Origin of the sequence: Aeromonas sp. FDAARGOS 1403 (assembly GCF_019047325.1) — a bacterium.
In the GTDB taxonomy this organism is placed as follows: Bacteria; Pseudomonadota; Gammaproteobacteria; order Enterobacterales; family Aeromonadaceae; genus Aeromonas; species Aeromonas dhakensis.
The window spans coordinates 1,511,557-1,525,343 of sequence record NZ_CP077249.1; the positions used below are offsets into that span (position 1 = coordinate 1,511,557).

The following is a 13,787-nucleotide window of genomic DNA, read 5'->3' on the forward strand; positions in this document are numbered from 1 at the left end:
GGCCTAGCCCTGGATCTTCAGCACGCTGACCGGTTTGCCCTTGAGCGCCACCAGCAGCTGCCGGCCCGCCAGCTTGTGGCCGTCGATCATGATGGAGTTGTGGCTGAAGTTGGCCACCAGCCGGCTGCCGTCGGAGAAGCGGGTCTCCTGCACCCGGCCCACCCCGTCACGCCAGCGAAAGCCCACCAGAGCCTTGTCCCATAGCGCCTCGTGCAGCGGGCCGAACTGCTCGCTCAGCCGGGTCAACTCCGGCAGGCGACTGGCCAGCGTGCTGCGACTCAGGTTGACCAGCGGCGGCGTGTTGTAGAGCAGGCCGAGCAGGGCGCGCTCCTCCTTGATGCCCGGGAATTTCAGGTTGTCCAGCAGCCAGTGGTGGCTGTTGAGCACGGAGTCGTGGAATACCGCCTGATAGAGGGGCAGCCGATCCGCCGGATTGAACACCGTCTTCAGGTAGCGTGGCTTGAGCCGGGCGGGCTGGAAGAAGACCTGCGGCGCCTCGTCCGGCCACCACTTGCCGAGGTAGTAGGGGGACTTGGCCTGCTTGCGCATGGCGGCATCCTCCCAGCCAAAGCCCCAGCTCTGGATGCCGTGGGCAAACAGCAGCGGCTTGCTGGTGAGGGCGTTGCCATCCTCCGAGCCCAGCACCAGGCCGAGGTGATCCCCCACCCAGCTCATGCGGGCGTTGCGGTCGGCGACCATGGCCTGGCTACCCTGCTGGTGGGCCGGGTTGTAGTCGTTGGAGGCCATGGCGGTGCCATCCACGTCGAGGAACAGGCTGTTGATGCCGCTGGCCTTGGCCAGCTCGCTCATGCGGCTCTTGGCAAAGGGCAGGGTGCAGCCGGGGTTGAGATAGACCCCTTCGCCGCCAAAGCCCGGTTTGGGCTTGCCATTGGCCTCGACGATGGCGCAGCGCTTGCCGATCTCCGGCGGCAGCTGGGCGGTGAGCCAGCTGTCGTTGGTGCCGGGTGGGATGGCGGTGTCGTAGGAGTCATAGCTGCCCACCAGATAGCCCTGGCGCTGGGCGGCGGTGAGGGCATAGCCCTGCTGCAGGGCCGCCGTCCACTGCGGAGTGCCGAGCCACAGCTTGCGCAGTCCCGCCTGCTGCAGCGCCTCGATCACCGGCAGCGACAGCCCCTGGCCCCAGCGCTCCTGAGGCACCAGCAGATCCCCCAGCTGACCCTTGACCCACTGCTGGCGCAGGGCCAGCACCTTGCTCTGGGCCTGCGGGCCCTGCTGGGCAGGCAGCGGCAGCTGGCTGGCAATCAGCCGGTTGAGGCCGGCCATGATCAGGCTCTGCTGCCAGACCTCGGGATGGGCGGCGGCCAGCGCCTCCCGCTCCTCGGCATTGAAGGTCTGCAGCCACTCCGGCTTTTGTTGCAATCTGGCCTGCAGAGCGGGCCACGCCTTCACGTCCTGCCGATCGAGCAGGGCATCCCCCCACAGGTAGACATGGCTGGCGCCGATCAGTCGCCGGCCGGCCGGGACGCGGGCAATCTTGTCGGCCAGGGATTGCCAGGCCCCCTCGCTCTGCAACCACGCCCGGTAGCGGCGCGCCCCTGCCAGCCAGTCATCCCCCACGCTCAGCCGCACCACCATGGGCGCCTGAGCGTTGAAGCTGCTGAACTCGTGGCTGGCGCTCAGCTGCAGCCGGCCCCCCTGGCGGCTGAACTTGAGCCGGTTGTCGTAGGGGCTCTGCAGGATCCAGCTGTAGGTCTGCTTGCCCGCATCCTGGCTCCAGAGCGGCAGCTTGAGGTCGTAGTGGGTGTTGAGCTCGGCCAGCTCGTCGCCGACATAGCCGAGCCAGTCGCTGTCGCGCACCGAGAAGCGGCTGCCCTCGCCGATGGCGAGGGAGAGATGGGTCTGGTTTCTCGGCAGGCTGTACCAGGTCAGCTGACGGGGACTGTCGCTGGCAAGCGTCAGCAGCAGGTCGTCGCCATCCAGCCTGACCTCCACCCTGGCCTCCTGGGCGGGCCAGCGCCAGCTGGCCTGCTGGTCATCCTGCTGCAGCTGATCGACCTGGCGGGCGGGCTGGCCCGCGCTGACCGGGATCCGGTTCACCGCAATGGCCAGGGTATCGGGATCGATGCTGTAACTTTGAGTCCCTCCCTGCAGGGTCAGGGGGGCGGCGGCCAGCGGCGCCGCCAGCCATGAAATTGCCAGCCAGCCCAGTGCTGGCGCCGTTATCCGCAAACCGTTCATGCAACATCCTTGACCTGATCAATGCCATCAGGGTACGCCGCAGCCCACCTCCCGGTACAGCCAAATTTGTTTAACCCATATGGGGTGAAGGGAGTCATGCCGGTCGCTTTCACGGACGTTTTATCGCAGCAAAAAAGCATCATTCGAACCCTTCCTCAGCCCCCGCCAGCGCTGGCTTTGTCGACTCAAATGGATGTGCGCAAACACCAGCGTCGATTTTTCAGACGCCCCATATAGGGGGGTGCCAGCCTTGTTGCCAGTTTCTAGCATGCCCCCTCACTTTGAATGCAATTCATTGTTTTATAAGGATTGTTTTTGACTGGAGTATCAGTATGAAGAGAGCGAAATGGGGGCTTGGGCTGGCATTGTGCACCCTCTTGGCCGGGGTGATCGGCTGGTGGCTGTGGTCGCAGCCGGTGGCGCCCGGCGCAATGACGGCCGGGGATGAGGCGCGTGCGGCAGAGTCGGCCCCGCTGGCGGAGCTGACGCCGCTCGCCGCCATTCCGGTACCCGCGATCAAGCCGGCGCCGGTCACGCCCCCCGCCAAGCCGGATCGGCTGCGGGAAGATGGCAGCCAGCAGCTGGAGACCCCCTGGCAGGCGGCCGAGGTGGATGCGGACTTTCCGCTGGCGGAGCCCGGCGATGCGGTCGAGCAACCCCAGCCGATCGCCCTGCAGGGCAGCGATCTGGAGCGGGCCCAGGTGGGCGACAGCGTGGCGTTGCCGCTGCCAGACGGCAGCACCCTGCAGGCCAGGGTGACCAAGGTCGAGCTGCAGCGGGGCGGGGAGCGCAACTGGCAAGGGGAGATTCGGGTCGACGGTGACAGCTATCCGGTCAATTTCACCGTCGGCAAGCAAGCGACTTTCGGGTTCATCGGCACGCCGCAAGGCAGTTACTCCGTCGAGACCCTGGGAGGCAAGGGCTGGGTTTACAAGAACCCGCCGCTGGATCTGGGTCATGGCGGCGATGACGCCCTGATCCCGACTCACCAATAACAACAGAAAAGGAAGATCACATGCAGAAAACTACCTTGGGGATCATGATTGCGGGATTGCTCGGGGCGACCCCCGTGCTGGCGGAAACCATCGACCTGATGGTGCTGCACAGCCCGGGGCTGGCGGCCCGCTATCAGGGGGATGCGCAGACCCGGATCCAGCACATGATCAACGTCACCAACCAGATCTATGCTGCCAGCGGCCTGGATCTGACGGTGCGGAGCGTGCACGACCAGCAGGTCAATTACCCGGATGGCGGCACCGACGAATCCGCGCTCAACGCGGTGACCTACCAGCAGGATCCGGCTTTCAAGCAAGTACCGACCCTGCGCACCCGTTATGGCGCCGACATGGTGGTGCTGATGCGCCCCCAGACCGGTGACCACGGCAGTTGCGGGCTGGCCTGGGTTGGTGGTTCCGCGACCTATAGCGATGGCCGCAAGGCGTATGCCGACGGGGATGTCTCCCAGGATGCCGGCAGCATGTTCAGTCATGTCACGGCCACCGGCTGTGGCGACGTGGTGCTGGCGCACGAGCTGGGTCACAACATGGGGCTCAACCACTCCCGCCTGCAAGATGGCACGGGGGGCACTTATCACTATGCGCTGGGGCACGGGGTGCGGGGTTCCTTCGCCACCGTGATGGCCTATCCCTCCAGCTTCGGGGTCTACAGCCACGAGTACAAGTTCTCCAGCCCGGACCTGGTCTGCAAGGGGCAGCCGTGCGGCGTGGATTACCGGGATCAGGCCAACGGGGCCGATGCGGTGCGGGCGCTGAAGGTGACCACGCCGCAGATCGCCGCCTTCTACCCCACCATGGTAACGGAAGCGCTGCCGGATCTGGGCGAGCTGGAACGCTCCCTCGAAACCCGGCGCCAGGACTTGGCGGCGGCCCAGGAGCACTACAGCCAGCAGGTGGCGGCCAGAACCGCCCTGCAGGATCGCCAGCAGACGCTCAAGGGCAACTTTGATCGCTACCAGCGCGAGCTGAACCAGCTGAACCAGCGCAACCGCCAGACGGTGCAGGAGATCAACCGGCTGGTGCGCGAGCACAACAGCTACAACGGCAGCTACGGCCCGGAAGAGTATCGCCGGATCCGCGCCATCCAGGCGGGCCTGAGCACCCGCATCGATCAGCTGCACGATGAGAACAACGCCATCATTCGCCAGTCCAACGAGATCAGCCAGCGCTACCAGGCCGAGGTGAAGGAGTACAACGGCAGCTGGGATCGCTACAACCAGCTGGTGGCAGCGGTGAAGAGTGCCGACGGCAAGGTGGACGAGGCGCGCCGTGAGCTGGAGCTGGCCGAGCACAGGTATCAGCTGGCGCTGGCCCGCCAGCCGGCCGAGACGCAGCCGGCCTGATGCAACAAGGGCGCCCCGCAACAGGCGGGCGCCCTTGATGTCTGTCATAGGAGTCGACCGGGCAAGCCCGGTCGCCTCCTCTTTTTATGGCGGACTTATCTGGCCGCCGGTAGCTGGGCGAGGGCGGCCTGCACCGCGGCTGCCAGCTGGGGATCGCGCCCCGCCACCATGTCGGCCGGGGTCAGTGCCACCTGCACGTCCGGGATCAGCTCCTGGTTCTCGTACAGGGTGCCGTCGGGGTTGCGCAGCCCCAGGGTCGGGATGCCGTAGGCAAGGCCCGGGATCAGCCTGGAGGTGTGGCCGTACACCATGGTGCCGGTGCCCGGCACCGGCTCACCGACGATGGGGCCCACCTTGAGGGTGCGGTAGTACTGGGGAAAGGCCGAGCCTTCCGAGTAGCTGCCCGCATTGACCAGCACCACCGAGGGCTTGGTCCACTGGCGGGTGGCGGCGTCCGTCTCACCCTTGCCAAGGCGCGGCCAGCTGCTGGCCATGCCCTGGGCGCTGCCGCTGCCGGTCAGGAACTCCACTAGGGTGTTGGCCAGATAGCCCCCCTTGTTGAAGCGCACGTCGACGATCAGCGCCTCGCGGTTGCGCTGGCGACCGAGGGCGTCGGCCACCACCTCTTCATAGACGGCGCTGCTCATCTCCGGCAGATAGACGTAGCCGACCCGCCCCTGACTCAACTGTTCCACCTGGTTGCGGCGCTTGGCGATCCAGCCGTCGAGCTGCAGCTGATACTCCTGCTGCTGGTCGATGGCGGTGACCTCCAGCTGGTGCGGCTCCTTGGCCCCCTTGGGCAACAGGGTGAGGGCCAGCCGCTGGCCGGCCTGATGGTTGAGCAGGGCATCCAGCTCGTTGAGGCTGTGCAGCTCGGTGCCGTTGATGGCCAGCAGGCGGGCGCCCGGCGCCAGATCCGTCTCCTGCTCCAGCGGGCCGCCGGCCAGCAGGGCGGTCAGCTCGACCGCTCCCTGCCGCTCGTGCCAGTAGCCGCCAAGGCTGGCGGTGTCGTCCGGCATGCGTTGGGAGGAGTCCGGGACGCTGCCCCAGGTGTGAGAAACATTGAGCTCGCCGGCCAGCTCCGCCAGCAGGTTGCCGAAGTCACGCTCGTTGCTGATGCCGGGCAGCAGGCGGCGATAGGCGGCCACGTAGCCGTCCCAGTCCACCCCGTTCATGTCGGCCCGGTAGAATTCGTCCCGGGTGAGGCGGGTGATCTGGTCGAAGGCGGCGCTCATCCGATCCTGCCAGCTGGCGGTGATCAGCAGATTGAAGGGGTGGCTGCTGGCCTCGCCGGAGCGGGTATCGATGAGGGCGATCTCCCCCTCCCGCACCAGGGTGGCGAGGCTGGCATCCTGGTTGAGGCTGGCCAGCGCCGGCCCCGGCTGCTCGGCAAACAGCAGCTTGGTCTCGCCCTTGCGCAGATCCTGGGCGTAACCCTTGATCTCGCTCTCGCCGTTGGCCCCGCTGGTCTCCACCAGATAGACCAGGTGATCGTCGACGATGCGACTGGCGAGAACGGTGCCTTCTGGCTGCAACTGCAGCGCCTCGCGGTGGGCCAGCCGGTCGGTTTCGAAGCCGTAACCCGTCTTGGGCGGCGCCTGTTCGGCAAGGAAGTCGCTTCTGGCGGCGCGGCTGCTGTAGAGGCCGAGCAGGCTGCCGCCGAGGGGCTCGCCATCGGCGCCCAGCACCCCGTACTTGGTGGACTGCCAGTAGAGGATGCCGCCGTCCTGACTCCAGGCAGGATCGCCATCCCGATAGCCGTTGAGGCTAACGTTGACCGGTTTGGCCTTGGCATCCCGGGTGTCGATGACGGCGATCTCCTGCTGGGCGGAGTCGGGCTGGATGGTCAGCGCCAGGTGACGCGAATCGGGGGCAAAGGCCAGCTCCACCGCGTGGCGGGAGGGGTTGAACTCGGCAGCGACCAGCTGGCGCTGCTTGCCGCTGGCCAGATCCAGCAGGTGCACGGCCTGGCCGTCCACCACGAAGGCGAGCTGTTTGCCGTCGGGGGAGAGGGTCGGCACGCTGATGGCGGCGCCCGGGATGGCCAGCAGCTTCTCTTCTATCAGGGTGCCGGGGGCGCTGAACAGGGTGTCAGGTTGCTCCTTCTTGAGGCGATACAGCGCCGCCGGCCCCTCCTGTTCGGAGAGGTAGATGAGCGTCTGCTCCTTATCGAGATAACGTGGCGCCGACTGCTCGCTGGGGTGGCGGGTGAGCTGGCGTACCCGCTCGCGCCGGGTGTCGACCGCGTAGAGATCCCCCTGGCTGACCAGGATCACCTCTTCTCCGTCCTGGCGGGCGATGGCCTCGTCGATGGGGCCGGGCTGCCAGCTCTGTTCGGCCGGCACCTTGGCGAACAGCGGCTGGATGGCGAGCTTGTGCGGGGTGTCGCTGCCGGCATCGAGGCGGTAGAGCTCCCCCTGCCAGGACCAGACCAGATCCCCCTGGCGGGAGGCACTGAGGCCGCGCACCGGGTGACCCTTGAAGTGGGTGAGCTGGCGATCCTGGCCGCTGGCCAGATCCCGTTGCCAGACGTTGAAGTCGCCGCTGCGCTCGCTCAGGTAGTAGAGCTGCTTGCCCTGCTCATCCCAGACCGGATCGCTGGCGGCTACCCTGTCTTCGGTCAGCTGGCGATGCTGCTTGCCGTCAAACAGCCAGAGGCGGGAGACGGCGAACGAGTGCTGATGCTTGCGAAACGGCTGATCCATGCCCGGCATCTGGTAGGCCAGCTGGTTGCCGTGAGGGCGGGCCAGGGTGGCCGGCAGGGGCTGGGCCGGCGTCAGCGGGCCGCCGGCGACCGGTGTCCAGTAGAGGTTGCTGGCCCGATACCCCTCAGCCACGAAGTGATCGGCGTCGGGGTTGGTCAGGCGCTGGCTGCTCAGCAGCAGCTGTTTGCCGTCGGCGCTGAAGGCCTGGGGCAGATCGGGGCGCGAATCGCGGGTCAGCCGCACCATCTCGCCGCCGCGGCTCGGCACCACGAACACGTCCTCGTTGCCGTAGAGGTTGGCGGCAAAGGCTATGAGCTTGCCATCCGGCGACCAGAGCGGGCGCTGGCTCAGATAGCTGCCGTCGGTGAGGGGCACGGCGGGGCCGCCATCCCCCGCGCTCAGGTAGATGCGACCCTGCCAGGTGAAGGCAAGCTGCTTGCCGTCGGGGGAGAGGGCGGGCTCGCGCAGCCAGAGTGGCTCGGCCGCCTGCAGGGGGGAGCAGATCAGCAAGAGCAGCAGGGATAGTCGGTATCGCATCGTGAGGTTCCTGAGAGGTGAAAAGCGCCTTATCTTCCCCCAATGTCCCGCCCGGGACTATCCCGAGATAGGGGGGTTATCCCGTTGTTTTGGCAGTTAATTGTAACAATCTATAAAAGATGGCGCGGGATATGTTTCTCTGGATATATTGAGTATTGATGGCGATCCAATATGATGGCGCTCGCCCGCCACACCAGGCGGTGCAGTTCAGATGATTTGGTAACAGAAAAGCCCTTACCAGAGGCTTGCCGAGGGATGGAATGAGAGCCGTATTACTGTGTTTGCTGGGGCTGTGGCCCGCATTGAGTTTTGCCACCCTGTCCGCCGATATGGTGGTGGTGAAGAAATCGAGTTATAGCCTGACCCTGATGAAGGATGGCAAGGAGGTCAAACGCTACTGGATCGCTCTGGGTCCGGCTCCCAAGGGGCACAAGCAGCGGGAAGGGGATCAGCGCACGCCGGAAGGCCGTTACATCCTCGACTACAAGAAGACCAACTCCAACTATTACAAGGCCATCCACATCAACTACCCGAATCTGGACGACATCAAGGCGGCCAACGAGATGGGTGTGCGACCGGGCGGCATGATCATGATCCACGGTCAGCGCAACAGCATAGGCAACACCCGTTTGCAGCCGTCCAACTGGACCAATGGCTGCATCGCCATGCTCAACAAGGATCTGGACGAAGTGTGGAACGCCATCGAACCCGGCACCCCCATCATCATTCAGCCCTGATTCTCAGCAGCGCGCCACCTTCGGGTGGCGTTCTGTTTTTTGGCTCCCTCCTTTCTTTACCCGCAGCCTCTTGGTATCCGTCCCCGTGCTGTGCTAGTTTTTCCGGCTCGCCGTGGCCGCAACAAGGATGATCCCATGCCGTCAGCAACCCTCTCTCCACCCGTCGGGGCCGAGAGTACCCGCGCGCTCTGGTGGCGCGCCTCCATCGATATTCTGCCGCTCTCCATCTCGGTGATCCCCTGGGGGATCCTGTGTGGCGCCCTGGCGCTGCAGGTTGGACTGAGCCCGCTGCAGGCCCAGCTGATGTCGCTGCTGGTCTATGCCGGCGCCGCCCAGCTCTCGGCCACCACCCTGTTCGGGGCAGGCACGCCGCTGCTGCCCATCATGGGCTCCACCTTCGTCATCACCTCCCAGCACCTGCTCTACGGCTTTACCTTTCGCCGCGACGTGCTGCCGCTCTCCCTGCGCTGGCGCGCCAGTCTCGCCTTCTTCCTGACCGACGAGATGTTCGCGGTGGCGCTCAAAGATAGGGAGCGCAGCGGCCGTTTCGATCCGGCCTACGCGCTCATCGCCGGCTTCGTCTTCTATCTGTTCTGGAATGTGGCGACCCTGCTCGGCATCGCCGCCGGCCAGTACATCGACGGGCTGGATCAGATGGGGCTGGACTTCGCCATCGCCGCCACCTTTATCGCCATGACCATTCCCGCCATGAAGAACCTGCCCATGGTGGCGGCCACCCTGGTGAGCGGGGCTATGGCGCTGCTCACCAAGCCGCTGCTGGCGGAGGTCTACATCATCATCTCGGCGCTCTCCGGCATGTTGGTGGGTTATGTGCTGCACCGGATGAGGAGGTAATCATGAGCTGGCTGATGATAGGCCTGCTGGCCCTGATCACCTTCTTCAACCGCTTCGCCTTCTTCTCGCGGCTGACCCGCTATCAGCCGGGCGCCGAAATGGGGGCTTTCCTCAGCTTCTCGGCCCAGTCGGTGCTGACCGCCATCTGGCTACCCATCGTCTTCAGCTACCAGCCGGGCGCTGGGCTGAGCTGGGATCCGGACTATCTGGTTGCCACCCTGTTGGTGACGGCGCTGACCCTGCTGCGGCTGCCGACCCTGCTGGTGGTGGTAGTCGGCATGGGGGGCTTCTTCCTGCTGCGCTGGCAGGGGGGCGTGGCACAGCTGCTGCCCTGGCTGGGCTAGGCCCGTGATCCTGCATGGCGGATGTCTTCATTGGATATCCGCCATGTTGTGAATGTCACTTCAAAAAACACCTCCCAAGTGTGAGGATTTAGCTCCCATCCGTCGAGGAGCGAGCCATGTCCTTCACCGAAACCTGCCAGCGCATCGTGCGCGATCCCCTGTTGTCACCGGCCCAGAAGAGCCATGCCCTGGCGCTGGCCGCCGAGAATGCGCTGCCCTATCCCGCGCTGCCCGCCGAGGTGAGCGAGGCGATGGCCAAGGGCTTTGTCTGCGACATGTTCGAGGGACACGCTCCCTACAAGCCGCGCTATGTGCTGCCGGATTACGAGAAGTTTCTGCGCCAGGGCTCGGCCTGGCTGGAGTTGGCACCGCCGCAGGATTTTGACGAGGCGCTCGATGCTCTGCGCATCCTCTACCACCACGTGCCCTCCGTCACCGGCATGCCGGTCTGGCTGGGTCGGCTCGATCAGCTGCTGCTGCCCTTCGTCGGTGAGCTGGATGACGAGGCGCTCTATCGCAAGCTGAGGGGGTTCTGGATCTATCTGGACCGGGTACTGCCGGATGCCTTCATGCACGTCAACATAGGGCCGGACGACAACCGTCTCTGCCGGCTGATCCTGCGCATCGACGGCGAGCTCAAACAGGTGGCCCCCAACCTCACCCTGTTCCACGATCCGGCGCAGACCCCGGACAGCCTACTGCTGCAGGGGGTTAAGAACATCGCGGCCTGCAGCAAGCCCCACATCGCCAACTACCCGCTGCATCGCAACACCTTCGACGAGCGCGGCTTCGGCATCGTCAGCTGCTACAACGCCCTGCCCCAGGCGGGCGGTGCCAACACCCTGGTGCGGGTCTCCCTCAAGCGGGTGGCCGAGCAGGCCCACGGCATCGACGACTTCCTGGGCTGCCTGTTGCCCCACTACTGCCGCCTCGCCTCCCGCCTGATCGAGGCGCGTGCCGCCTTCCTGCACCAGGAGTCCGGCTTCTTCGACAGCTTCCTGGTGCAGGAGGGGTTGCTGGAGGAGGGGCGCTTCGTGCCCATGTTCGGCATCTACGGCATGGCCGAGGCGGTCAACCTTCTGATGGACAAGGAGAATCTGCCGGAACGCTACGGCCGTGATGAGGAGGCGAACCAGCTGGGCTATCGCATCTCGGCCCAGCTCGCCCGCCACGTGAGCGACACGCCACAGCGCCACGCCTGGGGCGGCCGCGCCCTGCTCCACTCCCAGGGCGGGCTCAGCGTGGATCGCGGGGTGACCCCCGGGGTGCGCATTCCCTATGGCGAGGAGCCGGATCCCGCCAGCCATGTGCTGGCGCTGGCCCCTCACCACGGCTTCTATCACTCCGGGATCAGCGAGATCCTCACCCTGGATCCCACCATCCGCCAGAACCCGCAGGCGCTGCTGCAGCTCTGCAAGGGGGCGCTCGCCATCGGCATGCGCGAGTTCACCGCCAACGTGGCGGACAGCGATCTGGTGCGGGTGACCGGCTACATGATCCGCAAGAGCGACGTGACCCGCTTCGCGACCGAGGGCTCTCGGCTGCAGACCACCTGCCTCGGCGCCGAGGCGAGCGATCTGACCGGGATCCGCCAGCGGGCGCCGCGGGTGGTGGGACGCGAGGCGGCCCTGTGTGACTACTGAGTGCGGCAGGCGGGCAGGGGCGGCGCGCACCGCGACGGTGAGCCGCTGGTTGCCCTTCTCCTGCGTGGACGGCCCCGGCAACCGGCTGGTGCTGTTTCTGCAGGGCTGCAACTTCGCCTGCCCCGGCTGTCACAACCCGCACACCATCGGCCTCTGCGATCACTGCGGTGACTGCGTGCCCGGCTGCCCGAGCGGGGCGCTGACCCTGCACGAGGGGCGGGTGAGCTGGCAGGCGGCGCGCTGCACCGACTGCGATGCCTGTCTCGATGTCTGCCCCCGCAGCGCCAGCCCCAAGACCGCCACCATGACGGTGGCCGAGGTGCTGGCCCTGCTGCGCCGCTACGGCCCGCTGCTGACCGGCATTACCGTCTCCGGCGGTGAGGCCACCACCCAGTTGCCGTTCGTGATCGCGTTGTTCACGGCCATCAAGGGGGCGCCGGATCTGGCCCATCTCGACTGCCTGCTCGACAGCAACGGTTCGCTCGCCGAGGCCGGCTGGCAGCGGCTGCTGCCGGTGCTGGACGGCGCCATGATCGATCTCAAGGGGTGGCGCGACTCTGTGCATCACACGTTGACCGGCTATGGCCGCGAGCGGGTGCTGGCGTCGCTGCAACTGCTGGCGCGGGCGGGCAAGCTGGCGGAGGTGCGCCTGCTGCAGGTGCCGGGGCAGAGCGATTATCTCGCCGCCGACGGCGCGCTGGATGGCGGACTCGCCGCCTTCTTGCGCGCCCTCGGGCCCGTGCCCATCCGCCTCAACGGCTTTCGCCATCACGGCGTGCGCGGGACGGTGCAGGGCTGGCCACAGGCGACGCGAGAGGAGTTGGAGCAGCTGGCCGCGGCGCTGGCGGCGGCGGGGCTTGGCCCCGTCACTCTGCCGCCGCAGCTCTGAATAGCTGGATGCTAATCAACTGATCGCAAAGGGATTTAATACGACAAGGCAAAATTGGGCGGCGAACCGAGCGGTTCGGCGTGGCTTTTATGCTGCCTGAGTCTTGAGATGACGTAACTGTGATTGCTGTCTATTTGAGCTCTGCGAGGGGGCGGCTAGAATGGGTCAATCGCCCACCATCAACAGACGAACATGAGTGAATCCAACGCCTTATATCGAGTGCAGTTCATTTGTCACAACGAGCGTTACGAAGTCTATGTCAGGGAAGTGAGCCAGGGTCAGCTGTTCGGCTTTATCGAGATCGCCAACTTCGTGTGGGACAACCACACGGCGCTTATCGTCGACCCCAGCCACGAGAAGTTGAAGAGTGAGTTTGCCGACGTCAATCGCACCATGATCCCCATGCACCACGTGCTGCGGGTCGATCAGGTGCGCAAGCAGGGGGCTGCCCGCATCACCGAGCTGGGCAACAACGTCTCTCCTTTCCCCGGCCCCATCTACACCAAGAAACCCTGAGCACAGTCGTGCCTGGCACAGCCTGTGCCGGGCACGGCCCCCATCATGCCAGCGCGCGGGCCAGCTGCAGGATCCGCTGGCGAAACCAGCGCCGCGCCGGCTCTTCTCCTGCCGGGCCGTACCACACCAGGCTGTGGGTGACGGCGCCGTAATCAAACGGTACCGGCCGGCTCACCAGATCGTGGGGGGCCGCCTGCTCGGCCCAGCCGTTGACGGCGGTGAGGATCAGATCGCTCTGGCGCAGCAGGGTCGCCGCACTGCCAAAATCGGGCAGGATGGCGGCGATCTGCCGGCGTACCTGCAACTGGGCCAGGCTCTGCTCGAAGAAGGGGTTGGCCAGCTCCTGATCGCGAATGGCGATATGGCGCCAGCTCAGGTAGGCATCGAGATCCCAGGGCCGCGCCAGCGCCGGATGATCCGCGCGCAGCAGGCAGACCAGCTTGTCCTCTCGCAATGTCTCCCACACCAGCCCTTGCTGGCGGGGCAAGGGCTGGCTCTGATCGTGGGGCAGGATCACGAAGTCGAGCTTGCCCGCCGCCAGCGCCGCCAGCCCCTGCTCATCCTTGTTGCGAATGTCGGGCACCAGGCCCGGCACCTCGCGCATCAGCTGCGCCAGAATGGGCCCCATGGGCCAGATCATGCCGCTCTCGCGCAGGGCAAATTTCAGCTGCCCCTGCCAGCTGGCGGGATCGAACCCGCCCTGGCCGGTGAGGCCGTTGAGCTCGCTCAGTAGCCGGTGCAGGGTGGGGCCGAGCCGCTCGGCGAACGGGGTCAGCAACAGCTGGTTGCCCTGGCGGTAGAGCAGCTGATCGCCGAGCAGATCCCGCAACTGGTTGAGGGTCTTGCTGACGGTGGAGGGGGTGGTGCAGAGCCGCTCGGCGGTGCGGGTGACGCTCTGGCTGTCGAGCAGCAGGTGCAGGGTAACCAGGTGGCGGCCGCCGAGGCGGGAGAGGGCAATGAGATCCATAACGGTTCCACGAGCAAACGGGACAAACAAAAAGCC

At 66.0% G+C, this 13,787-nt stretch carries 11 protein-coding genes; 8 read left to right on the forward strand and 3 right to left on the reverse strand.

What is annotated here, in order from left to right:
• Positions 1-3 precede the first annotated feature (3 nt).
• Positions 4-2,199 carry a glycoside hydrolase gene (locus I6L33_RS07280; protein ID WP_216973814.1) on the reverse strand — a complete coding sequence of 732 codons (2,196 nt, stop codon included), beginning with the start codon at positions 2,197-2,199 and terminating at the stop codon, positions 4-6.
• A 332-nt stretch (positions 2,200-2,531) separates the two neighbouring features.
• Here I6L33_RS07280 and I6L33_RS07285 point away from each other — a divergent pair, with 332 nt between their 5' ends.
• Complete coding sequence (locus I6L33_RS07285; protein WP_216973815.1) at positions 2,532-3,194, forward strand: hypothetical protein; 663 nt, start codon at positions 2,532-2,534, stop codon at positions 3,192-3,194.
• A gap of 20 nt (positions 3,195-3,214) precedes the next feature.
• Positions 3,215-4,558: a zinc-dependent metalloprotease gene (locus I6L33_RS07290; RefSeq protein ID WP_216973816.1), complete on the forward strand. Its 1,344-nt coding sequence runs from the start codon at positions 3,215-3,217 to the stop codon at positions 4,556-4,558.
• A 95-nt stretch (positions 4,559-4,653) separates the two neighbouring features.
• Here the strand turns inward: I6L33_RS07290 and I6L33_RS07295 are convergent, their stop codons facing one another.
• Positions 4,654-7,800 carry a S41 family peptidase gene (locus I6L33_RS07295; protein WP_216973817.1) on the reverse strand — a complete coding sequence of 1,049 codons (3,147 nt, stop codon included), beginning with the start codon at positions 7,798-7,800 and terminating at the stop codon, positions 4,654-4,656.
• A 260-nt stretch (positions 7,801-8,060) separates the two neighbouring features.
• Between I6L33_RS07295 and I6L33_RS07300 the strand changes: the two genes are divergently transcribed.
• The 6 genes from I6L33_RS07300 (at position 8,061) to I6L33_RS07325 (ending at position 12,784) form a co-directional block, all read left to right on the forward strand.
• The gene (locus I6L33_RS07300) at positions 8,061-8,537 is read left to right on the forward strand and encodes a murein L,D-transpeptidase family protein (protein ID WP_005308598.1); all 477 of its coding nucleotides are present in this window, start codon (positions 8,061-8,063) and stop codon (positions 8,535-8,537) included.
• A 135-nt stretch (positions 8,538-8,672) separates the two neighbouring features.
• Entirely contained in the window at positions 8,673-9,392 is a 720-nt protein-coding gene (locus I6L33_RS07305; RefSeq protein ID WP_017782247.1) for an AzlC family ABC transporter permease, read from the forward strand.
• A 2-nt stretch (positions 9,393-9,394) separates the two neighbouring features.
• Entirely contained in the window at positions 9,395-9,736 is a 342-nt protein-coding gene (locus I6L33_RS07310; protein WP_017780431.1) for an AzlD domain-containing protein, read from the forward strand.
• A 116-nt stretch (positions 9,737-9,852) separates the two neighbouring features.
• Positions 9,853-11,379 carry a YjjI family glycine radical enzyme gene (locus tag I6L33_RS07315; RefSeq protein WP_216973818.1) on the forward strand — a complete coding sequence of 509 codons (1,527 nt, stop codon included), beginning with the start codon at positions 9,853-9,855 and terminating at the stop codon, positions 11,377-11,379.
• Between the two features lie 37 nt (positions 11,380-11,416).
• Positions 11,417-12,268, forward strand: a complete 852-nt coding sequence (locus I6L33_RS07320; RefSeq protein WP_216974109.1) for a YjjW family glycine radical enzyme activase — start codon at positions 11,417-11,419, stop codon at positions 12,266-12,268.
• Between the two features lie 192 nt (positions 12,269-12,460).
• On the forward strand, positions 12,461-12,784 hold the full coding sequence (locus I6L33_RS07325) for a DUF1820 family protein (protein WP_005308607.1): 324 nt from the start codon (positions 12,461-12,463) through the stop codon (positions 12,782-12,784).
• A 43-nt stretch (positions 12,785-12,827) separates the two neighbouring features.
• Here the strand turns inward: I6L33_RS07325 and I6L33_RS07330 are convergent, their stop codons facing one another.
• Entirely contained in the window at positions 12,828-13,751 is a 924-nt protein-coding gene (locus I6L33_RS07330; protein ID WP_216973819.1) for a LysR family transcriptional regulator, read from the reverse strand.
• Positions 13,752-13,787 lie beyond the last annotated feature (36 nt).

Bases quoted from the DNA above. Each gene is read 5' to 3' on its own strand.
- I6L33_RS07280 (WP_216973814.1), bottom strand. From the start codon at position 2,199: ATGAACGGTTTGCGGATAACGGCGCCAGCACTGGGCTGGCTGGCAATT.
- I6L33_RS07285 (WP_216973815.1), top strand. From the start codon at position 2,532: ATGAAGAGAGCGAAATGGGGGCTTGGGCTGGCATTGTGCACCCTCTTG.
- I6L33_RS07290 (WP_216973816.1), top strand. From the start codon at position 3,215: ATGCAGAAAACTACCTTGGGGATCATGATTGCGGGATTGCTCGGGGCG.
- I6L33_RS07295 (WP_216973817.1), bottom strand. From the start codon at position 7,800: ATGCGATACCGACTATCCCTGCTGCTCTTGCTGATCTGCTCCCCCCTG.
- I6L33_RS07300 (WP_005308598.1), top strand. From the start codon at position 8,061: ATGAGAGCCGTATTACTGTGTTTGCTGGGGCTGTGGCCCGCATTGAGT.
- I6L33_RS07305 (WP_017782247.1), top strand. From the start codon at position 8,673: ATGCCGTCAGCAACCCTCTCTCCACCCGTCGGGGCCGAGAGTACCCGC.
- I6L33_RS07310 (WP_017780431.1), top strand. From the start codon at position 9,395: ATGAGCTGGCTGATGATAGGCCTGCTGGCCCTGATCACCTTCTTCAAC.
- I6L33_RS07315 (WP_216973818.1), top strand. From the start codon at position 9,853: ATGTCCTTCACCGAAACCTGCCAGCGCATCGTGCGCGATCCCCTGTTG.
- I6L33_RS07325 (WP_005308607.1), top strand. From the start codon at position 12,461: ATGAGTGAATCCAACGCCTTATATCGAGTGCAGTTCATTTGTCACAAC.
- I6L33_RS07330 (WP_216973819.1), bottom strand. From the start codon at position 13,751: ATGGATCTCATTGCCCTCTCCCGCCTCGGCGGCCGCCACCTGGTTACC.